Source organism: Micromonospora vulcania, from assembly GCF_042658605.1.
In the GTDB taxonomy this organism is placed as follows: Bacteria; Actinomycetota; Actinomycetes; order Mycobacteriales; family Micromonosporaceae; genus Micromonospora; species Micromonospora vulcania.
In genome coordinates this window covers 279,140-299,694 of sequence record NZ_JBHSQS010000003.1, presented here as the reverse complement: position 1 = coordinate 299,694, position 20,555 = coordinate 279,140, and the positions used below count along the sequence as shown (strand labels likewise).

Annotated in this window: 15 protein-coding genes; 3 read left to right on the top strand and 12 right to left on the bottom strand. The window is 68.8% G+C overall.

The window, feature by feature from the left end; translation table 11 throughout:
* Positions 1-6: 6 nt before the first annotated feature.
* The 4 genes from ACFQGL_RS06220 to ACFQGL_RS06205 form a co-directional block, all read right to left on the bottom strand.
* Positions 7-1,548 (bottom strand): OmpL47-type beta-barrel domain-containing protein, encoded by a 1,542-nt coding sequence (locus ACFQGL_RS06220; protein WP_377506696.1) that lies wholly within the window; start codon positions 1,546-1,548, stop codon positions 7-9.
* An 8-nt stretch (positions 1,549-1,556) separates the two neighbouring features.
* Positions 1,557-5,498 carry a ThuA domain-containing protein gene (locus tag ACFQGL_RS06215; RefSeq protein WP_377506693.1) on the bottom strand — a complete coding sequence of 1,314 codons (3,942 nt, stop codon included), beginning with the start codon at positions 5,496-5,498 and terminating at the stop codon, positions 1,557-1,559.
* Between the two features lie 19 nt (positions 5,499-5,517).
* A complete protein-coding gene (locus ACFQGL_RS06210) occupies positions 5,518-6,522 on the bottom strand; it encodes a multicopper oxidase domain-containing protein (protein ID WP_377506690.1) in 1,005 nt (334 codons plus the stop codon).
* Positions 6,523-6,901: 379 nt separating this feature from the next.
* Positions 6,902-7,810, bottom strand: a complete 909-nt coding sequence (locus tag ACFQGL_RS06205; RefSeq protein ID WP_377506687.1) for a hypothetical protein — start codon at positions 7,808-7,810, stop codon at positions 6,902-6,904.
* Positions 7,811-8,396: 586 nt separating this feature from the next.
* Here ACFQGL_RS06205 and ACFQGL_RS06200 point away from each other — a divergent pair.
* Entirely contained in the window at positions 8,397-10,301 is a 1,905-nt protein-coding gene (locus ACFQGL_RS06200) for an NACHT domain-containing protein (protein ID WP_377506684.1), read from the top strand.
* A gap of 35 nt (positions 10,302-10,336) precedes the next feature.
* Here ACFQGL_RS06200 and ACFQGL_RS06195 read toward each other — a convergent pair whose 3' ends face one another.
* From ACFQGL_RS06195 to ACFQGL_RS06185, 3 genes are all read right to left on the bottom strand, one after another.
* Complete coding sequence (locus ACFQGL_RS06195) at positions 10,337-10,582, bottom strand: hypothetical protein (RefSeq protein ID WP_377506681.1); 246 nt, start codon at positions 10,580-10,582, stop codon at positions 10,337-10,339.
* Positions 10,583-10,673: 91 nt separating this feature from the next.
* Positions 10,674-12,950, bottom strand: coding sequence for a catalase/peroxidase HPI (gene katG, locus ACFQGL_RS06190; protein ID WP_377506678.1), 2,277 nt, complete (start codon positions 12,948-12,950; stop codon positions 10,674-10,676).
* The gene (locus ACFQGL_RS06185; protein WP_377506675.1) at positions 12,947-13,402 is read right to left on the bottom strand and encodes a Fur family transcriptional regulator; all 456 of its coding nucleotides are present in this window, start codon (positions 13,400-13,402) and stop codon (positions 12,947-12,949) included. Before ACFQGL_RS06185 ends, katG begins: the two co-directional genes overlap by 4 nt.
* 229 nt (positions 13,403-13,631) lie before the next feature.
* Here ACFQGL_RS06185 and ACFQGL_RS06180 point away from each other — a divergent pair, with 229 nt between their 5' ends.
* Positions 13,632-14,102, top strand: coding sequence for a hypothetical protein (locus ACFQGL_RS06180; RefSeq protein ID WP_377506672.1), 471 nt, complete (start codon positions 13,632-13,634; stop codon positions 14,100-14,102).
* An 84-nt stretch (positions 14,103-14,186) separates the two neighbouring features.
* On the top strand, positions 14,187-14,942 hold the full coding sequence (locus ACFQGL_RS06175; RefSeq protein WP_377506670.1) for a formylglycine-generating enzyme family protein: 756 nt from the start codon (positions 14,187-14,189) through the stop codon (positions 14,940-14,942).
* A 94-nt stretch (positions 14,943-15,036) separates the two neighbouring features.
* Here the strand turns inward: ACFQGL_RS06175 and ACFQGL_RS06170 are convergent, their stop codons facing one another.
* From ACFQGL_RS06170 to ACFQGL_RS06150, 5 genes are all read right to left on the bottom strand, one after another.
* Positions 15,037-15,999, bottom strand: coding sequence for a hypothetical protein (locus tag ACFQGL_RS06170; protein WP_377506667.1), 963 nt, complete (start codon positions 15,997-15,999; stop codon positions 15,037-15,039).
* Between the two features lie 60 nt (positions 16,000-16,059).
* Positions 16,060-16,887 carry a peptidoglycan-binding domain-containing protein gene (locus ACFQGL_RS06165; RefSeq protein ID WP_377506664.1) on the bottom strand — a complete coding sequence of 276 codons (828 nt, stop codon included), beginning with the start codon at positions 16,885-16,887 and terminating at the stop codon, positions 16,060-16,062.
* 285 nt (positions 16,888-17,172) lie between these two features.
* Positions 17,173-18,192 carry a CBS domain-containing protein gene (locus ACFQGL_RS06160; protein ID WP_377507184.1) on the bottom strand — a complete coding sequence of 340 codons (1,020 nt, stop codon included), beginning with the start codon at positions 18,190-18,192 and terminating at the stop codon, positions 17,173-17,175.
* A gap of 2 nt (positions 18,193-18,194) precedes the next feature.
* The gene (locus ACFQGL_RS06155) at positions 18,195-20,000 is read right to left on the bottom strand and encodes a GmrSD restriction endonuclease domain-containing protein (RefSeq protein ID WP_377506661.1); all 1,806 of its coding nucleotides are present in this window, start codon (positions 19,998-20,000) and stop codon (positions 18,195-18,197) included.
* 83 nt (positions 20,001-20,083) lie between these two features.
* Positions 20,084-20,542 (bottom strand): hypothetical protein, encoded by a 459-nt coding sequence (locus ACFQGL_RS06150; protein WP_377506658.1) that lies wholly within the window; start codon positions 20,540-20,542, stop codon positions 20,084-20,086.
* Positions 20,543-20,555 lie beyond the last annotated feature (13 nt).

The window sequence follows — 20,555 nt, the reverse complement described above, 5'->3', positions numbered from 1 at the left end:
GGTGATTCATGCGCCGACGTCCGATCGGGCCGCGGCCCGGACGATGGCGCCCTGCTGCCGGCGGGTGAGGGTGCCGGCGACCACCAGGGCGCCGGTGACCGTTTCGACGTGCCGGACGAATTCCGCGTGCCCCGGGTAGGCGGCGTCCTCGTCGATCAGGTCGTTGATCGTGCAGCCGTCGCCGGTGTCGGCGTTGGCGACCCCGGTGTCGTCACCGCCGATGATCACCGTGGCCCGCGTGTCCGACGCCGGGCACGCGTCGGTGCCGTCCGCCACCACCGTGAACGTCGCCGACTGCTCGGCGGAGGTGTTCCCGGCGGTGTCCGTCGCCCGGTACCGCAGGGTGTGGGCACCGGTGGTGCGGACGGAGACCGGTGCGGCGTACGGGGTCCAGCCGCCGGTGTCGAGCGCGTACTCGATGGTCGCGACACCCGAACCGGCGTCGGTGGCCGTGACGGTCACGGTCGCGACTCCGACGTACGCGCCGTTCTCGTCCTGCTCGCCGGCGACCGCGGCGGTCGCCGTCGGCGGGGTGGTGTCCTCGACCGGCGGGGCGACGACCGTGAAGTGGGCCATCTGCTCGGCCGACGTGTTCCCGGCGACGTCGGTCGCCCGGTAGTGCAGCATGTGCATGCCGACGCCGTCGACGACGATCGGCTCGGTGTACGCGGTGAAGGCGGCGCCGTCCAACGAGTACTCGATGGTGGCGACGCCGGACCCCGCGTCGGTGGCGGCCAGCGTGGCGGTGGCCGTACCGATGTAGTTGCCGTCATCGTCCTGCTCGCCGGCCAGGTTGGCGGTCACCGCCGGTGGGGTGGTGTCCTCCTCGTCCGGCTCGACGATCCGGAACGACACCGAGCCGACCGTACTGGTGTTGCCGGCCTGGTCGGTGGCGCGGAACTGCACCGAGTGGTCCCCGACGGCGGTCACGACCACCGGCTGCGTGTACGGCTGGAAGTTGGTGTCGTCGACCTGGTACTCGACGGTGTCCACGCCCGAGTCGGCGTCGGTGGCCGTGACGGTCACCGTGGCCGCGCCGAGGTAGTTGCCGTCCGCGTCACGGTCGCCCGACACCTCGGCGGTCACCGTGGGCGGTGTGGTGTCGCCGCCTCCGCCGCCGTCGGTCACCACCAGTTCGCCGACCATCTGGCTGTGGCCGGGGATCGAGCAGAAGTACCGGTACCGGCCCGGCGTCAGCGTCACGGTCGCCTGGTGCCGTCCGTCGTTCGCGTCGAACGGGTTGGCCAGGATGTTGAGCGTGACGTCGTGGTTGTAGCCCTCGGTGGTGGTGTCGAAGGTCAGCGTGTGCGGCATCCCGGTGGTGTTGCCGGTGGCCGCGCTGTTCTCCCAGATGATGGTGGTCGCGCCGGCCACCGCCGTGGTGGGTGCGGACTTGTAGCGGGTGATGTTGTCGTCGGCGGTCCAGGTCAGCACCTGTTCCGCGACGCGCGGCGCAGCGGAGGCGGGCGCAGCGGAGGCGGGCGCACCGGCGAACGGGGTCACCGTGAGCAGGAGCGCCGCCAGCGCAGCCGTCAGTCGTCGGGTCATGCTCTCTCCTAGAGTTCCCGCGCACGGATGTTGCGGAACTCGATCAGGTCGTTGTCACCGTGGTTCTGCAGCCCGATGAAGCCGCTGAGGAACTGCCGGAGGTCGGTCGGCGGGTCACCGGCACGCGATGACTGCTTGCCCGGCGTGTTGTCGAACTCGTTGATCACCACGCCGTTGCGGATCATCGTGTAGTGCTGCCCGACCACCCGGATCTCGTAGTCGTTCCACTGGTCCTTCGGGGTGACACCGGCCTGGGCGAGCGGCACCGGATCGAAGTTGTAGACCGAACCGGTCTTCTGCGGCTCGCCGGTCTCACCGTCGTAGATCTGGATCTCGTGGCCGCAGTAGATCGCCACCCAGGCCGGTGAGGTCCGGGCCGAGCCGACCGTGCCGCAGCTGCCCGGTGGGCGTTGCTCCAGCGGGATCCGCGGGTCCGGGAATCGGGTGAAGACGCCACTGTTGGCCCGGCCGGTGCCCGGTGCGATGTCCCGGAACTGCACCTTCAGCGAGAAGTCCGCGAGCTCCTTGGTGTGCCAGAGCATGCCCAGGCCACCGCTGGAGCGCAGTGACCCGTCCGGTTGGATGCTGAACGACCCGGACGGCGCCTGCTGCCAGCCGCGCAGCGACTCCTCGGTGCCGTCGAAGAGCGGCTCGTACCCGGTGTGCCCGTCCCGGCCGATCTCGGACGCGGCGGCCAGCCGGGTCAACGTGCCGGTCTCCCGAGCGCTGAGCAGGCCGTCGTCCTGCAACGCGCGGGTCACCGCGGTCACGTGTCGGACGAAGCTGTTGTGATCGGGCCAGGTGCTCTCGTCGTCGATCAGGTCGTTGATGGTGCAGCCCTGACCGACCGTACGGCTGGGCACCCCGGTGTCCGTGTCGCCGAGCCACACGGTGTCCCGGCTGTCCGGCACCGCGCAACCCACCGTGACCGTGGTCTGCACCGTCGCCGTCTCACCGTCGGCGTACGTGACGGTCAGCTTCGCGGTGTAGGTGCCGACCCGGGCGTACGTGTGCCGAGGGTTCGCCTCGGTCGACGTGGCGCCGTCACCGAACTCCCACCGGTAGCTGACACCGCCGGAGCGAGAGCCGGTGAAGGCCACGGTCAGCGGCTTGTTCTGTACGGCGACCGAGTGCGCGGCCGGCACCGGGGTGGGTGCGCCACCGGTGTAGGTGATCCGGATCAGCTTCTGGTTCGGGTGCAGGCTGAAGAAGCCGCCGCCGTAGTCCAGCAGGTAGAGCGCGCCGTCCGAGCCGAACTTCGCGTCCATCCAGCTCTGCAGTCGGGTGTCCCCGTTGCCGCTCGGGATGATGGCCCGCAGCGACTCGGCGTACACCGGCGGGGCGGCCTGCGGCACGCCCTGCGGGTCGACGGTGACCGCGACCCGGTTGTTCGGGTTCGACTCGTCGCCGATGAACCACTTCTCGTCCCAGTACTCCGGCCAGGCCACGCCGCTGTCGGTGTCGACGAGGTCGCGGTGGTAGGTCGGGCCGGACATGATGGCCTGGCCACCGCCGCGCAGGTACGGCTGGGTGTAGGTGGCGTCGGCCGCGACGTAGGTGGGCAGACCGCTGCCGTCGGTCCGCTTCGGGAACACCGGGCCGCCGCCGTCCGGGGAGTACCAGATCATGTTGTCCCGGGCCGGCGGGATGTCCACCAGGCCAGTGTTACGCGGCGACTCGTTCTTCAGGTTGCCGCAGTCGTACCAGCCGGTCAGCACCGTGGCGTCGGTGCTGCTGCGGTCCCGGTACGGCTGCCGGTTGCCCATGCAGTACGGCCAGCCCTGGTTGCCCGCCGAGGTGATGATGGTGGCGGTCTCGTACTTGGCCGGGCCGAGCGTCGGGCTCGGCGAGGCGGCGTCCGGGCCCACCCAGCCGGCGGTCAGCCACTGGTGCTCCGGGTCGACCTGGAGGCGGGCGATGTTGCGCACGCCCATCACGTAGATCTCCGGTCGGGTCCGCTCGGTCCCCGGTGGGAACAGGTTGCCCTGCGGGATGGTGTAGGTGCCGTCCGGCTCCGGGTGGATCCGGATGATCTTGCCAGCCAGGTCGTTGGTGTTACCCGACGTGCGGCGGGCGTCCTGGAACGAGATCCCCTGGTATTCCTGGGTCCAGTTGTTGCCGGAGTAGCCCTGCGATCCCTCGGACGAGTTGTTGTCGCCGGACCCCACATAGAGGTTGCCCTTGGCGTCGAACGCCATGCCGCCGCCGGCGTGGCAGCAGCTGTGGATCTGCACCGGGAACTGCAGCAGGTCCTTGCGGGTGGCCTGGTCGATGGTCTGCGTCGCGCGGTCGTAGGTGAACCGGGAGATGGTCCGCTGCCCGACCCGCTGCACCCGGTCGATGGAGTCGTGCGGCATCCAGTAGACGTAGAGCCAGCCGTTCTCGGCGAAGCCGGGGTCGGGCACGATGCCGAGCAGACCCTCCTCGTTCTTCACCAGCTCCGAGCCACTGCCCCGGTTGCCCATCACCTCCAGGGTGGTGAGCAGCTTGACGGCCTTGGTGCGCGGGTCCCACGAGTGGATGGTGCCGCAGCCCAGGCCGACGTTCGGGTCGGCCCAGTCCACGACCGGGCCACTCGGGCAGGCCGCCTTGCCGACGTAGAAGACGGTGTTGTCCGGCGCGATGGTCAGCCCGTGCGGCTCGCCGATCTGGTCGAGCTGCCCGGTCTGGTTGGCCGCGGTCAGCCGCTCGACCTTGTAGTTCGCGGCGATCGTCGCCTGGCAGTCACCGCGTTGCAGGCCGGTCGTCCAGGCGAGAGCCCCGGCGAGGTGCGTCCGGAACGCCGCCTCACCGTAGCTGCCCTCGGTGTGGCCCATGCCGGTGTAGAACGACCGGCCGCCGTCGTAGTCCCGGCACCAGGACACCGGATGGAACGGCCCGTTGGCGCCCGGGCCCGGGTTGTAGTGCCGCTCCTCGACCTGGGCGACGGTGTGCACCGTGCCGATCGGGTTCGGATCCCAGTTGTACCAACGGTCCGACCGGGTCAGCGTCAGCGGCAGCGCGGCCGTGGCCGGGTGCTTGCGGTCCAGGATGTCGATCACCGCCTGGTTCACCGCGGGCGGCTCCGGGGTGGCGGTGCTGCCGGTGAACAGGCGCAGGTCGGCGAGCTGGGTCAGTGGCTCCCCGCTGTTCGCGGTGATGTTCAGCCGGAAGTGCTTGAACTCCTGGGGCGTGGCGATGTCGAACCGACGGGTCTGGAACCGCTCCGCGAAGACCTGCCCGGCACGTTGGTCCACGGTGGACCAGTTCTGACCGTCGGCGGACCCCTGCAGCGTCCAGTCCCTCGGGTCCCGCCCGGAGGAGTCGTTGGCCGACGTCAACGCGTAGCCGGTGATCGCCTTGGGTGCGCTCAGCTCGTACGCCACCCAGGCCGTCGGGGTGCGGACCAGCCACTTGGTGCCGGAGTCGCCGTCGGTCAGCTTCTCCTTGGTCTCGTTCGGCGGGTTCTCGCCGCTGGCGGTCACCCGGGTCACCGGTTCGGCCACCGGGATCGCGCCCGCCGGGCGGGCGCCGATCAGGCCGGTGAACCAGGCCGAGTCGACCTGCGCCTTGGCGGCGTCGGCGATGCCGACGAAGCCGCCGCCGGCCTTCATGTAGCCCTGCAGCGCCGCCTCCTGGTCGCGGTTGAGCACCGCGCCCGTCGCGGAGAGAAAGACCACGCTGCGGTACGCGGACAGCCCGGCCGTCGTGAATACGGCGGGGTCCGTGGTGACCGTGACATCGATGTCATGACCGGCACCAAGATCTTTGATGGCTGCCGCGGCGCGCGCCACCGGATCCTGCTGCTCGGCCACCGGGCCGTGGAAGACGAGGACCGCGGTCCTCTGCTCCGCGGCCGCTGCCGGCTTCTGGTCTGGGGTCGTCGCCGGTGCGGCTGCCGCCGCCGTTGCCGGCAGCAGTGTTGCGATGGCCGCAACCGCGGCGAGGGCTCGTCGTATTTTCCTGGTCATCCGCGTCCCCGCTCTCGCTTCAGCTTCCATGCGTGTGCGTGTGGCCCTGGAACCGGTGGATCGCCTCCTCGGCGCCCGGCGGCATGCTGCCGTCGGCGTTGCGCACCAGGAAGATCCCGGCCATGCCGCCATCGGAGTGGAACTGCACGTGGCAGTGGTACATCCACGCTCCGGGCCCGACGGCTTCGCCAGCCAGCACCTGGAAGCCGAACGAACTGCCCGGGTTGAGGTCCTTGTTGTCGATCACCAGGCTCGGGTCGCTCGGGCCCTCCAGCATTCCGGTGCGGTTGTCCGCCCAGCGGTGCGCGTGCAGGTGGAAGGTGTGGAAGGTGCCGCCGTGCCCGATGGCGATCCACTCGACCCGCTGGCCCAGGTTGGCCTCGAACATCGGGGTGTCCGGTGCCATCTTGTTGTTGATCATCATGTCGTTGAACACGACCGTGAACTGCTTCTCCGGCAGGATGTCGCCGCGGCGTCGAACGACCAGCGCCCCGTACAGGCCCTTGGCCAACCCGCCGGTGCCGTGGTCGGTGCCCATGGCGTGGTCGTGGTAGTGCCAGTAGCCCGCACTGCCCGGCATGAACCGTCGACCCGCCGCGGCCACCATCTCGTGCGAGCGCCAGACGTACGTCCGGGTCTCGCCGGGATTGTTGAACGAGGCGTTGAGCGGGCTGCCGTCCGAGTCGGTGCTGTAGTCCACCCCGTGTGGATGGATGGACAGCCGCTGGCTGGTGGTGTTGACCAGGGTGATCTCCAGGGTGTCACCCTCGTACATCTCCAGCACCGGGCCGGGCACCGTGGCCTGGCCGGGTGCCAGCCCGTAGCCGTACAGGCCTCCGGGCAACTGCTCGGCGTAGATGGTGATCTTCTTTGTGGCGCCGGCCGCGGCTCGGGCGGGGCCGCCCCCGAACGCGGCGCCGACGACGGGCGCGGACGCGCCCAGCGCTCCGGCGGCGAGGGCTCCGGTGGCGATCAGGGATCTGCGGGACAGGTGGTGGTGGGAGCGGGTGGCGTGGTCGTCCATGGATCTCCGTTCACGACCGGGCAGGCCGCGACGAGGCACGGTGCAGCGACCGCCGAGCAGGCGGTAGCGCGACTTCGTGGAGCTCGCCGCGAACTTTGCTCGGACGACTCAGAACTTTCGATGGATATCAACAACTTATGCAATCCATCGACGAAAGTACAAGTCTTTTCGGAGAAAGTTAGCCTTGACATCATGACGGTCGTCGATTAGTTACGCCTCCAACACCGTGGTGTTTGCGACGCCAGAGGCCAGCGGATCTTGGACAGTTTCCGTTAGCGCGTAACGGGAACTGTCCAAGATCTCCGGCTGGGTACACCGCTGGCCGGCACCCTTGGGTTCGGGATGCCGGCCAGCGGTCAGGTGGTGCTGGTAGGTGACCTCAGCGCTCCGCGCCGCCGCGTCGACCCGAGCCGGGCCCGGAACGCCGGTGACCGACGCGCGGAGCCCGGATCACCGGGGCGTGGCCGGAGCCCGGGCGGAAATCTCGCGCCGCGCCGGCCACCGTCTCGTCGGGATCGCGGACGAGGGCCTGCCGGACGTGCGGCGGGACGACCTCGGACTTCGCCATCGCCAGTCGGACCTGCACCGACCGGTCGTCGATCAGGCGTTCCAGATCCGCCTCGCCCAGCTCCACCGCGCGGACCAGCTCGGCGCGGACGTCGACCACCGGGTCCTGGGCAAGCGCGCTGCGCTGCTCGGCGCTGGTACGCGGATTGCGGGCGAGCCCCTTACGTACGCGCGCGGTGCGATCGGCCAGCAGCGCGGCGATGACGTCCGGGTCGTGGGTGTGCGTGGCGAGTCGCTCCCGTACCTCGGGCGAGACGTCGTCGACGAGCCGAGCGGCCAGCTCGGGCTCCAGCTCCCGCGTCTCCGCGAGCAGACCGCGAAGCTCCTTGTCGGGCGCCTCGGACATCACCCGGCGAACCGACTCGTCGCACGCCGGGTTGCCGGCGACCGCCCAGCGGACCCAGCGGTCGGCGTCCTTGACGAGACGCAGCAGATTGGCGATCGAGGCCGAGGGGTTTCGCGCCACGGCCTCCCGGACGTCACGATCATGGTCTCGGGTCAGCGGCCGCAGTGCCTGCGCGGGCGCGTCGGCCCGGGCGGCGACCGCCTTACGGACCACGGCCGAGGGGTCGGACGCCAGGTCGAAAAGGGTCATCTGGGGCGTTGTGGGGGCCTGCGCGAGGGCGAGCCGTGCGTCTACGCTGTCACCGCCGGCCTGCTGTGCGGTGGTGTCCGACCCGTTGTGACGGTCGGGCTCGCCGACGTCCTGCTGCTTCCCCATGGGCGCAATCATGTCATGGGCCAGGTCGGGCACCGCGAGCCTGACCAGCGCGAGGACGACGGTCGTGCCGGATGGTGGTCCGGATCGGTTCGTCGGCGAGCTTCACGACGCGCTGAAATGCTCAGGGCGACATCACCGCGCTTCGCGCGGTGGTGCACATCGAGTCGATCCTCGTCCGAGTCGACGACGTAGCAGCAGGCGAAGGACATCGAGAGCCGCTCGGCGGCGGGTCTGGCTTCGAACACACGACCGAAGTCGGTCTCCGTGCGGGCCGACGAAGGACCCGCTGGCGATGGGCCATCCTGACCAGGACTGAACGGCGTTGGCTCGTCCGCCTCACAGCCGGGACGGCGGTGCCGGCTGCGACGCGTTGGGTAACCTGCTCACCATGTTCAATCCCCGCCGAGCCCGGCCGCTGATCATCCTGATAGGACTGACGGGGGCCATCGTCGTCGGGTACGACATGTTCGCGAATCCGGAGCACATCGGACCCATCCAGGCCGTCACCGGCGTGCTGGCGTCCGTCGTAGGGGTTGTTGCCGCGTTCTGGCAACCGATCCCGCACCGACCGGATCCCGCACCGGAGTTGGCCGACCGCGTCGTCGATCGGCTGGCCGACGACGTGCGCGGCGGAGTCGGCTCTGAGCTGGAACAACGTGGTCTGCGCCTGCTGCCACCCATACCGCTTCGGTGGAAGTGGTCGACGCGCAGCCTGGGCGCGTCAAGGGAGGCTGCGGTCAATCCGACATGGTCCGCACGGCGCGAGGCACCGTTGTCGGGGATGAACGAGATCGGTCTCGGCGAACTCGACAGCGGAACTCTGGCGGATCTCCTCCAGGTCTACGGCGGCGTGGCGTCCGGGCGGGTGGTGTTGCTCGGGAACGCCGGGGCGGGCAAGACCAGCGCCGCGCTGCACCTTGTGCTCAGTGCGCTGAACCACCGCAGCCTGCTCGATCCGACCGACCGAGCCCGTACGCCCGTGCCGGTGATACTGGGGCTGCACGGCTGGAATCCGGGCCACCAGGATTTCCTGTCCTGGGCCACATCCGAGCTGCTTCGCACCTATTCGTTCCTGCGATCGAAGGAGATCGGGCCGGAGGTGGTACGCGAGCTGCTGGCCGCTGGTCGTGTCGCCTTCGTCCTCGACAGCCTCGACGCCGTGCCGCCGCAGTTGCGCCCGGCCGTCCTGCAGAAGCTGAACGCCTTGACGGCGCAGCGATTCGTGCTGCTCAGCCGCGGCGATGAGATGGGCGACGCGGCCGCCAGGCGGGGCCTCTTGTTCGGAGCGGCAACCCTTGAGCTCATGCCTCCCACCGCGGCGCAGGCCGCCGACTATCTGGAGAGCTTCGCCGGTCCGCCGACGACCACCTGGAAACGCCTACTTCAGCGCCTGCGCGGCGGGTCTCGCGACGGCCTCGTCAAGGCGCTGGAGAACCCCCTGATGCTCAGCCTGGTTCGCGACCTGCACGGGCACGAGGACCGGCTCGGCGAGCTGCTCGACCCGGGACGTCGGCGTAGCCGCAGAGCTGCCGAGGAGTACCTGCTCGACAGCATTCTGCTCAACGCCTACGGCCAGGATCCCGACGATGACAGTTCCCCCCCGAGCTACACGGTCGACCAGGCACGACGTTGGCTCGGCCGGCTCGCCTGGCGGCTCGACGCGACCGGGGATCGCGACCTGGCCTGGTGGCGCGTCTACCGTTGGTTGCCCTTCTCCGAACAGCTCGCCATGACGTTCGCCATCTCAGCGGCGATCGGCACCATCGTCCTGGGGTTGTTCCTCAAGTTCGGCGACGAAGCCACCACCCCCATCGGGACGCCCATCCTCATCGGGCTGCTCTTCGGCATGACCACCGGGCTACTCACGCATCAAGGCGGTGACCTGATGTTCGGTAGTACCTCCGACGAGCCTCGCGCGTGGACCTTCAATCGGCTGCGCTCGTTGGCTACCCCGAATGCCATCCTGGTGTGGTTGATGCTCGCCGCGGCGGAGATCGTGCTCACACGGCTGCGGATCACCTACGCGTCCAAGCCCGGCGAAGACGTGCCCAGTCCCAGCCACACGCTGGTGACCGCCGGGCTGTTCACCCTGGCGCTGATGCTCGCGTACGCGGGGACCCGGCCCTCCGGCACCGACCGGAGCACCGCCGGTCCGTGGACCAGCTGGAAGCGTGATCTCGGTTGCGGCTTCCTGGTCGGTGCGGTGTTCGCGCTGGGGGGCATCCTCATCCTCACCACCGGCGTGCCCTCGCCGGGCGCGATCGCCTTCAACCTGGCGTTCGGACTGGGACTTGGCGTGACGGTGACTCGGGTGTGGCGGGCGCTGCTCGTCTTCGTCTGGCTACGCCGTAAGGGCGATGCGCCGCTGCGGATGATGCGTTTCCTCGAAGACGCCCGGGCCAAGCATGTCCTGCGCACCGTCGGCCCGCGATACCAGTTCCGGCACGCACGGCTACAGGATCGCCTCGCCGTGCAAGCCGCGCCCGAGTAACGATCCGCAGCCCGGCGCCGGGCTCTCGCGGCGGGTTACCGTCGGGCCGAGCGGACCGGTTCGGCAAGGGGTCGACCGACTCGGAACACCGCGAGCGGTCGGCCGCCCACCCGCTCGGCGAGCCGGTCGGCGGTCTCCGGGCAGTCGATGAGCTGGCTGAGTGGATGCACCGCCAGGCCGTGCCGGGCGAGCGTCAACCACGTACACAGAAGATGCCGGCCTGCGGCGAAGTGGTCGCCGCCGTCGGCGAGCAGGACCAGGATGTTGCCGTCGTAGCGCAACAGGCCGCGCCGCCCGGTTGGGGCGGCCGGAAAGAGCCGACGAGCCCGGCCGATCGCTGCTGGATCGGCCGGGCTCGTCGGTTGGAGACTGTCAGGCGAGGTCGAATCGGTCGAGCTCCATGACCTTGGTCCAGGCCGCGACGAAGTCGACCACGAACTTCTCGCGGGCGTCCTGGCTGGCGTAGACCTCCGCGAGGGCGCGCAGCTGAGAGTTGGAGCCGAAGATGAGGTCGACCGCGGAGGCGGTCCACTTCACCTCGTCGGTGGACAGGTCGCGGATCTCGTACACGTGCTCGTCGGACTCCGACGCCTTCCACCGGGTGCCCGGGGAGAGCAGGTTGGCGAAGAAGTCGTTGGTGAGCACGCCCGGCTGGTCGGTGAGGACACCGAGCTGGGTGCCGCCGACGTTGGCACCGAGGGAACGCAGACCGCCGATGAGGACGGTCATCTCGGGCGCGGTCAGGCTGAGCATGTAGGCACGGTCGATGAGCAGCACCTCCGGCTGGGTCTTCTCGCCGGGACGCAGGTAGTTGCGGAACGCGTCGGCCCGCGGCTCGAGGACCCGGAAGGACTCGACGTCGGTCTGCTCCTGGGTGGCGTCGGTGCGGCCGGCCCGGAACGGCACGGTCACCTCGACGCCGGCGTCACGCGCCGACTTCTCGACGGCGGCCGAACCGGCCAGCACGATCAGGTCGGCGAGCGAGATCTGCGCGCCGCCAGCCTCGTTGAACTCCCGCTGGATGCCCTCGAGGGTGGCCAGGACGGTCGCGAGCTGCTCGGGCTGGTTGACCTCCCAGCTGCGCTGCGGCTCGAGACGGAGTCGGGCGCCGTTGGCGCCACCGCGCTTGTCGGTGGACCGGAAGCTCGCGGCCGAGGCCCAGGCGGTGGAGACCAGCTGGGCGGTCGTGAGGCCGGACTCCAGGACCTTCGCCTTGAGGGCGGCGACGTCGGCGTCACCCACGAGGGCGCCCTCGGCGGCCGGGACCGGGTCCTGCCACAGCTGCGGCTCGGCGACCCACGGGCCCAGGTAGCGGCTGACCGGACCCATGTCGCGGTGCAGCAGCTTGTACCAGGCCTTGGCGAAGGCCAGCGCGAACTCGTCCGGGTTCTCCAGGAAGCGCCGCGAGATCTTCTCGTACGTCGGGTCGAAGCGCAGCGACAGGTCGGTCGTCAGCATCGTCGGCTTGTGCTTCTTCGACGAGTCGAAGGCGTCCGGGATGATCGCCTCGGCGTCCTTGGCGACCCACTGCTTGGCGCCACCGGGGCTCCTGGTGAGCTCCCACTCGTAGCCGAAGAGGATCTCGAAGAAGCGGTTGCTCCACTGCGTCGGCCGGTCGGTCCACGTCACCTCGAGACCGCTGGTGATCGTGTCACCGCCCTTGCCACTGCCGTGGGTGCTCAGCCAGCCGAGGCCCTGCGCCTCCAGCTCGGCACCCTCGGGCTCCGCGCCCACGTGGTTGTCGGCGGGACCGGCACCGTGGGCCTTGCCGAAGGTGTGGCCGCCGGCGATGAGGGCGACGGTCTCCTCGTCGTTCATCGCCATCCGGCCGAAGGTCTCACGGATGAAGTGCGCCGCCGCCCGGAAGTCCGCACTGCCGCGCGGCCCCTCGGGGTTGACGTAGATGAGCCCCATCTCGGTCGCGCCGACGCCCTCGGACATCTGCGCCTCGGAGACGTAACGCTCGTCGCCGAGCCAGGCGTCCTCCGGACCCCAGAAGATCTCCTCGGGCTCCCACACGTCCGCGCGGCCGAAGCCGAAGCCGAAGGTCTTGAACCCCATCGACTCCAGGGCGACGTTGCCGGCGAGCACGAGCAGGTCGGCCCACGAGATCTTCTGGCCGTACTTCTGCTTGACCGGCCACAGCAGCCGGCGGGCCTTGTCGAGGTTGGCGTTGTCGGGCCAGCTGTTGAGCGGCGCGAAACGCTGACCGCCGTCGCCGGCCCCACCCCGACCGTCCTGGATACGGTACGTGCCGGCGGCGTGCCAGCTCATCCGGATCATCAGGCCGCCGTAGTGGCCGAAGTCGGCCGGCCACCAGTCCTGCGAGGTGGTGAGCACCTCGACGATGTCCTGCTTGAGGGCCTCGACGTCGAGCTTCTCGAACTCCTTGGCGTAGCTGAAGTCCTCCTTCAGCGGGTTGCCCTTGGCCGAGTGGGCGTGCAACACCGAAAGGTCGAGCTGGTTGGGCCACCAGTCCCGGTTGGTGCGCGGGCGACCGCCGGTCTTCGGAGTCGGCGAGTCGATCGCCGGGTTCTCGCTCTCGCTGCCCTGCGCGGTCACGGAGTCGTGCGCGACCGGGCAGCCGGCCGCTGCCATCTCCTCCACGCCCTGGGCGCTGGAGGGACGGTTGTCCTGGGTGTCGCTCATTTACTTCCTTCCGAGCTGGCGGATCTCTGGGGCGTGCGTTCGGTCGCGCAGTCGGAGCAGGTGCCCCAATAGACGACCTCCGCCTCGTCGATCACGAACCCGTGATCGTCCGAGGCGGTGAGACAGGGGGCATGGCCGACGGCACAGTCGACGTCGGCGATCGCGCCGCAGGAGCGGCACACGACATGGTGGTGGTTGTCGGCGATGCGGGACTCGTAGCGGGCGGTCGCACCGGCGGGTTGGATGCGCCGCACCAGACCGGCGACGGTGAGCGCGCGCAGCACGTCATAGACCGCCTGATGGGACACCGAGGGATGATCCGCCCGTACCAGGGCGATCACCGTGTCGGTGTCGACATGCGGATGGTCGTGCAGCGCCGCGAGCACCGCCAATCGGGGCCGGGTCACGCGCAGCGAGACCGCGCGCAACTGCGCCTCGAAGTCGGACGTCACGCTCCGAACATATCCCACTGATCTGGATCAGATCAAGTTTTGGCCGGATCCCCGCCCTGGCGCGTCGGCCCGGACCTGCGGTCATCCTGCCGGCGACGCCAAGATCAGCTTTGGGTCGGTCGTCCGACCGTTCCAGGGCCCTCGTGCGTCCGGTCGGCCGCAACCCGACCAGCCCGGAAGGCGTGTACCTGGAAATCACCGTCATGCCGGATCTCAAGGAGCGACGACCATGACTGCCCTACGCGCCCTCGTACCCGTCACCGTGCTGGCGGGGCTGGCCGCCTGCACCACCACCTCACCCGCTCCGGTAGCGGGACCGAACACCACCTCGCCCGCGCCCAGCGCCACGGGCGCCACCGGGGCAGTACCGTCCGCCTCCAGCACCACGTCACCGACCGGAGCGACGGCCGTCACACCGACCACCGAGGCCGCCTGTCCGGTCAGCGCAGCGACCCTGCAGCGGGTGTCGGGGCTCGGGACGAGCCACCGGATCGACCCGGACCAGATCAACTGCGCGCGCCGATGGGCCACGGCAGGTGTGCTGGCGCTCGACCCGAAGATGCAGGGGGACGGCGTGCTGGTGTTCGAGTACAAGGCCGGCGGGTGGAAGAAGCTGGGCGAGGGCAGCGCGATCGAATGCAGCCCGTTCGGCATCCCGAAGGAGATCGGCCAGCAGGTCGGCTGTCGCGACCACCGCTGAGCCGCCACCGACGGGCCGACTCCCCCATGACGGACGCCGTCGCCCCGCGCCGGCTACGTCAACGGCTCACCGCGGCACCTAGCCATGTGGACCGAGGAGATCGTGGCCGGGCGGCCGGCATGGCGGCACACCCCGTCGGATGTGGTGTTCCGGAAGGTCCCGGGCGGCGCGTTCCGGATGGGCTTGTCCGACGCGGAGTTGGACGCGGTACGCGCCATCGAGCGCGGCGGCGAGGTCGAGGACACCGTCGAGCCGTTCCTCGCCAGCGCCGGGGACGCGCAGCCGGTACGCGAGGTGCGGGTCGAGCCGTTCCTGATCGCCCGGCATCCGCTGACGGTGGCGCAGGTCCGACACTGGCTGCCCGAGTACGAGGACGAGTACGCCGACGCGGACACCGGCACTGCCCGGCTCGAAGGCGACCTGGACGAGCTACTCGAACTGTTGCCCTTCCAACTGCCCAGCGAGGCGCAGTGGGAATACGCCGCCCGCGCTGGCACCACCACGCTGACGTTCCGCGGTGACCGGAAACCCGGCGAGGACCAACTGCTCGACGACTTCGGCGACGAGGCGCGGATCGCCGCCGCCGAGAACGCGTTCGGGCTGGCGGCGATGGGCTCGGCCAACGAGCTCTGTGCCGACGTGTGGATCTCCGGGTTCGCGGGCGCGCCGACGGACGCGCGGCCACGCACCGGCGACGGGCCCCGGACCGTACGTGGCGGCGCTGCCGACCTCTACCCGTGGCAGGGTTGCGACGAGTGGCTGCTGCTGCTCTCCGCCACCCGTTACGAGCACGCCGACTTCACGGCGGTTCGCCCGGTCGCACCGCTGCCGCCGGCCTAGAACCCGTCACCCGCCGCCTGTCGCAGCGACGGGACAGCGGCACCGCCCGCCGCCTGGTACCACCGGAGGTCGAGCGGTGCCGCTGTGCCGCTCGTCAGTAGTTCACGTACGCGGTGAGGGCGCGGTGCTCGGAGTATTCGCCGCCCGTCATCGACGGGGTGATGGTCGCGACGTTGCTGAAGCCGTTGCCGCTCTTGACCAGCAGGAAGTCGATCCGTCGGCTGCCGTTGGTGTCGTACGCCGAGGAGCAGTCGCGGCTGCCGCACTTCTCGGCGATCGGGTCGCGGTACCCGTCGGCCTTGCCGTCGTTCCACCAGCCGGCGTCCTCGGGCTCTGCGTTGGCGTCGCCCGCGACGATCTTGAGGTCGCCGCCGAGACGGTCCATCGCCTCGTCGGCCTCCTTGATGTTCTCGTCCGCGCACAACGGACCATGCCAGGTGTTGGTCGGCCAGTGGATGGAGGCCACCGACACATCTTCGTTACGGACGTTGTCGTGCAGCCGCACGGCGACGTTGTGGACGCGGTCCTGGCTGCTGCTGGTGGGCTCCAGGTTCTGGCACCCACCGGTGCCCGCGTCGTAGTCCTCCGGGGCGTCGGACCGCCACCGGGTCGCGGCCTCGTAGGTGAACCGGTCCGAACGGTAGATGACCGCGTTGGTCTGCTGGTTCTTCAGCTTGCCGCAGGTGCTGGTGTAGCCCATCGAACCGGGGCTCGCGATCGCGATCTGCCCGGCGTAGGTGCCGGGCAGTTCGTCGGACAGACGCTGCGTCAACGTGTTGAGCTGCGTCTGATTCGAGATCTGCTGCACGGTGAAGATGTCCGGGCTCAGCGGCCGGCCCTTGATGTAGGTGATCAGCCGGTCCCAGACGTACCCGTCCGCACAGGATCTCGGCAGCCAGTTCTCGATGTTGTTGTTGTAGACCACCAGGTAATTCGCCGAAGTGTTCACGGCGGCCTGGGCCCCGGTGGAACTGGCGACACTGACCGCCGCCGTCATGAGTGCCGTGCTGAGCACGGCGACCGTGCCGCGCACGATACGGCTGTTACGGATGGACAAACTCTCCTCCTCGATACTGATCCAGGCCGGTGTTCCACCAGCGCTCGACGGCACAAGCCGTCAGAGCGTCCGCTGGTACTCCTCCCAGGTCCGCTTCGGGCTGACCGCGGGGCCATCATCGGCGCCCCGGTTGGCCAGGCCGTTACGGCCGAGGTAATAGTCGCCGGCCTGGTTCTGCGCCCCGGTCGACTGGTCGGTGTCGGAGAGCGCGATGGCGTGGATGTGGTAGCCCCAGTCACCCTGCTCCGGGGTCCGCAGCCAGGCGGCGAAGCCCACCGTGCGCAGTCGGCGCAGCACGTCCGTGCGGGTGGCCGAGGAGAGACCGCTGACCGAGAGGTCGAGCGCTCCGCCGCCGTCATGCGTCCCGGCGGAAGCGCCCACATCGGTGCTGTACGAACCCTGCGTGATGCCGAGCTGCCGGCCGAGCAGACGCTCAGCCTCGTACAGCATCGATCTGGTTCGGGTGTTGACCTGGACCCCGCGCAGGGTCACCACGCTGCCGGGCGAGATCGCCTTGACCACGGTGTACCGCCCCTCGCCGAGCGACCGCAGCGACGTCGGCCCGGGAAGGCCCGTCGCGTCGAGACCGGTGTAGCCGAGCGACCGCTGGTACGCCGCGTACGCGGCAACCGTGCTGGTACCGAAGTGCCCGTCGACGTAGGTCGACGAGAGCAGCCCCTTGGCCTGCAGAGCCCGCTCCACCAGCAGAACGCTGTCCTTCGCGCCCGCGGTGAGTGCGGTGTCCGGCCGACGCGGGTCGATCTGCGCCGCCTTGATCAGCGCCTCCATGTCGAGCTGCGGCAACGCGGCCGTGGCCGGGTTGCCCAGCGGCAGGGCGCCGACGACCACCGCGCCGCCAGCGGCGAGCAGAGTCCTTCTTGTTAGCACTTGTCCTCCGGGTGAGTCGGAAAATCCCTACGGTCTGCAACAGGGGTGCCCTCGCCACGCGCCGGCACCGGAGGACTCGGGGCCAGCCAGGCCCCGCCTCTCCCGGTTCGGCCTACACGGCCTTGACGGCCAGCGCCGACGCCGCCGAATCGAGGAAGCCCAAACCTGCGATCGCCGCCCGTCGATTCATGCTAGGAATCTTTCACACCGCCGGCCTCCGGGCAAGGATTCCTTCATCCGGAGGTGGCGCGCCTCGGCCAAGGATCGACCGAGGCGGCGACGAGATCAGAGAAGCTGCTTGAGCAGCCCGGAGAACTCACCCAGTTCGTCGAGCTGCTGCTCGCTGAGCGGCTGCTCGTCGAAGTGCGCAATCTGGTTACGTATCACCCTCACCCGGTTCAGCTGCGCTACGAACTGAGCCCGGTCAACCCCACCCCAGCCCAGCGTCTTCCAATTGTCGTCGGCGTGCAGGCGATGCGTGCCGTTGGACTGATCGCCGTCCAGCAACCTGACATACTCGCCGAACATCAGTTTCGAGAAGTCGCCCGAGTGGTTCGGACCCTTCAGGTTTCGGACCGGATCGCCAGTCAACTTCGGCCCGAGGCACAGCCGCAGCCGGAACTCGATCTCGCCCACGAGGAAGAAGGGCAGCGCGAGCTTGTGGAACCGTCCGGCGATGTCGGCGCCGGTGATGATCCCCACGAAGATGCCGTTGTTCTCCCGCACTAGCAGATAGCCGTGCTGCCTCAGCTCGGGCAGGTGCGTAAAAAGTTCCTGGTGCACCTCGGCCATCGGAATCGAGTCCCGGACCATCGAGTTCGTGAGGGTCGGCGTGTCGCCCATCTCGTACCGGGCGGCAATCGAGCTCCAGGTGATGACGCCCTTGAGCTCGGCGAGACCGTCGATCACTGGCAGTTGTGAGTAGCTCTTCCGACGCATCATATGGGTAGCCGCGCTGAGCAGGTCACTGGACTTGACCGAGTCGACTCCCCCGCGAGCCGAGGGGATGTCGCCAATCTTGAACGATTGCTGAGGCAGCGTGCCGGGCTGAACCTCCTCTTCGACCTCACCCTCGACCACCGGCACCGCGCTCTGCGTGACAACCAGCATGTCGGTCATGAGCCCGCAGGTGGTGAACGATGGACGGGTGTCGAGCCCCACCTCCTGCAGTGCCTCCTGAATCATCGGCACGGTCTGATAGTTGCGTACCCGCTCACCGAACAGCGCGAGCAGCTCGGGGATTCGCAGGGTCCGCCCCTTCAGCGCGACCAGTTCCTGGCGATTCGGACGCCGCGCACCGGCCATGGTCACCGGTCCGACTCATCGCGGAACACCGTGCGCTTGCCCATGGCCTCGTTGACCAGCTCGACAAGTCGCGCGGATCGGTCGGTGTAGAAGCCGTCGAAGTCATCCTCATGCAGGGCAGCCGGATCCATGACGTGGGTCGCGATCACATCATCGAACCACTCGGGCCGCGTACCGGTCTCCCGGGCGAGCACCCGAAGGTACGCCGATGGTGATCCGACCAAGCTCTTGCTCGCACGGTAGGACAGCGGGGTCTTGTTCACAATTGAGTTGCCGCGGCCGTCATTGGGGACGTGTCGAGCGAGCCACGCCTTCGGAAACACCTGCCGGATGCCGACGGCATGCTGCAGAAGGGTGCCAGCGGTGAGCGGACCTTCGCTGTGGTACCAGTCGACCGCTCCCTGCTTTACCAGCAGCGCGTAGATCCCTTTGTAGGCAGCGCTGTTTCGAGTGGTCATGGTGTCCAGTCGATCGGCGAGGAAGGCCGCCTCGGTAATGGTGTCTGGTATTGCGCGCGTTGCGCCCATCGCTCGGGCGACGAGCTGCTCGACGTCTTTGGTGAATCGACTCTCGGTGGCCCCGCCGTACATCTCCCCCAGCACGCCGCACCAGTACCAGCGGGTGATGAGGTCCCGGGTGCCGGGCTCATCGGCCTGCTCGCCGAGGATCGCCCGCACCGCGGCCATGGGTACCAGCTGAGTCCGGTATGGCAGGTCGGCGTGGCGCACGATGAACTGCTCGCTGAGGAAATCACCGACCCACTCGAAGGCGCTCGCCACCCGCGGCGAGACCCGGATGAAGTCGTCCAGCGGCAGGTTCAACACGTCGCGTCGCTTGCAGGAGACAGCCATGGTCAGCTTCTCCTTCTTGCGTTCCCAGGTGTTGACGAGCGTGACAGCCTGAAGAAAGTCGCTGCGGCTCAGCCCGTCGTCGACTCCCTGCTCGATGCGCCCGAAGACCGGATACGAGGTCGCGAGGCTCTTCTTGATGTCCTGCCATGCGTCCGGCAATCGGTAGTAGTCGCCGTGGGTCTCCTCGTACTCCTGGTCGCCAGCGTAGGTGGCGGTCAGGAGCTCGAACACGTTCAGGGGGACTCCACCGGTGTTCACCCGCTCGAACACCGAGCACACCGCGTCCTTGGTCGTCGAGGCGGCAAGCTTGATCATGGGAATCTGGAACGACCGAATGTTGTGCAGGATGCGTTGGTCGAACTGGGCCCACAGGCTCCAGTTGGCGTCGTCCATGAGGACGAATTCCTTCTGCCAGGCGGTTACGCTGTCACTGTCGAAGACGGCGCTCAGCGGAAAGTGCCTGGCTCTGCATTCCAGCGTCCGGCTGCTGAGGTCGAGTTCCACCGTCCGGGCGAAGTTCGACCGCAGGACACGTTCCTTCGGCACGGACACGATGGCCTCATCCCGGTCGGTTGGTGAGCCGACGGCCTTGCGGATGTCCACGTAGTACCAGCGCTCGAGTTCTTTGTTCCGTTCGTCGGTGGTCCGGACTGGCTGACCGAGGTGTAGGGCCTGGAACAGCGACGTGAGCCGCTGCTGACCGTCGAGCAGCAGCAGATCCGGCGTCACCGAGCGCCCCGCCTCAGCGCCGGTGAGTATGCGGGGTCGAAACGGCTTCCTGCCACCGGTCTCAAGCGTCATGACGACGCCGAGCGGGTAGTCGAGGGTAACCGTCGCGATCAACTCGCGGATACGCTGGTCGTCCCACTTCCATTCGCGCTGGAAGTCCGGGAGTTGCAGTACTCCGGACTCGATATCTTCTAACACCTTCTGCAGCTTTGGACTGTCGAGAGCCACCGAGCGATCCCCCTGAAGATTCGTCAAGAGAGCGACCGGCCAGGCTATCGACGTGCTTCAGTTTGTGTCAAGAGGGTCGACCGTCAGTCGCAGCCGAGCGTCTGAGTCGTGCGTGGCCAGGCCTCGACTCGCCGGGAATCCGGGTACACCACGTACGCCAGGGTGTCGGAGTCGCTCGGCGCCAACCACAGTTGCCGCCCGTCCGGGCCGGCGTAGCCGGTGCTGCGGGCATCGGCCGGCAACTCGGTGCGTGGGGCGTAGGTCGCGCGTACCTCCGCATCGAGCCGTCCGGCGGGATCCCTGACGTACTGCCGGTTCGCGGCCACGCCGGTCTGCCCCGGCAGCGGCAACTGGACGTGCAGAAAGGTCACGTCCTGCCACCCGCAGTGCTCGGAACCCGCGTACGACTCGACGGCCTTGTTCTGGTCCGTGCCGTTGCTCCAGTAGGTGAGCTCAGCGTCGCCTGAACCGCAGGCCGCGACGACGAGAGTGCCGCCGATCAGCCCGCAGAGTATGAGCGACCTCGATCTGAAGCCGGGCACTTGACCCCCTCAC

Bases quoted from the DNA above. Each gene is read 5' to 3' on its own strand.
- ACFQGL_RS06175 (WP_377506670.1), top strand. From the start codon at position 14,187: ATGTGGACCGAGGAGATCGTGGCCGGGCGGCCGGCATGGCGGCACACC.
- ACFQGL_RS06160 (WP_377507184.1), bottom strand. From the start codon at position 18,192: ATGGCCGGTGCGCGGCGTCCGAATCGCCAGGAACTGGTCGCGCTGAAG.
- ACFQGL_RS06210 (WP_377506690.1), bottom strand. From the start codon at position 6,522: ATGGACGACCACGCCACCCGCTCCCACCACCACCTGTCCCGCAGATCC.
- ACFQGL_RS06205 (WP_377506687.1), bottom strand. From the start codon at position 7,810: ATGGGGAAGCAGCAGGACGTCGGCGAGCCCGACCGTCACAACGGGTCG.
- katG (WP_377506678.1), bottom strand. From the start codon at position 12,950: ATGAGCGACACCCAGGACAACCGTCCCTCCAGCGCCCAGGGCGTGGAG.
- ACFQGL_RS06215 (WP_377506693.1), bottom strand. From the start codon at position 5,498: ATGACCAGGAAAATACGACGAGCCCTCGCCGCGGTTGCGGCCATCGCA.
- ACFQGL_RS06180 (WP_377506672.1), top strand. From the start codon at position 13,632: ATGACTGCCCTACGCGCCCTCGTACCCGTCACCGTGCTGGCGGGGCTG.
- ACFQGL_RS06220 (WP_377506696.1), bottom strand. From the start codon at position 1,548: ATGACCCGACGACTGACGGCTGCGCTGGCGGCGCTCCTGCTCACGGTG.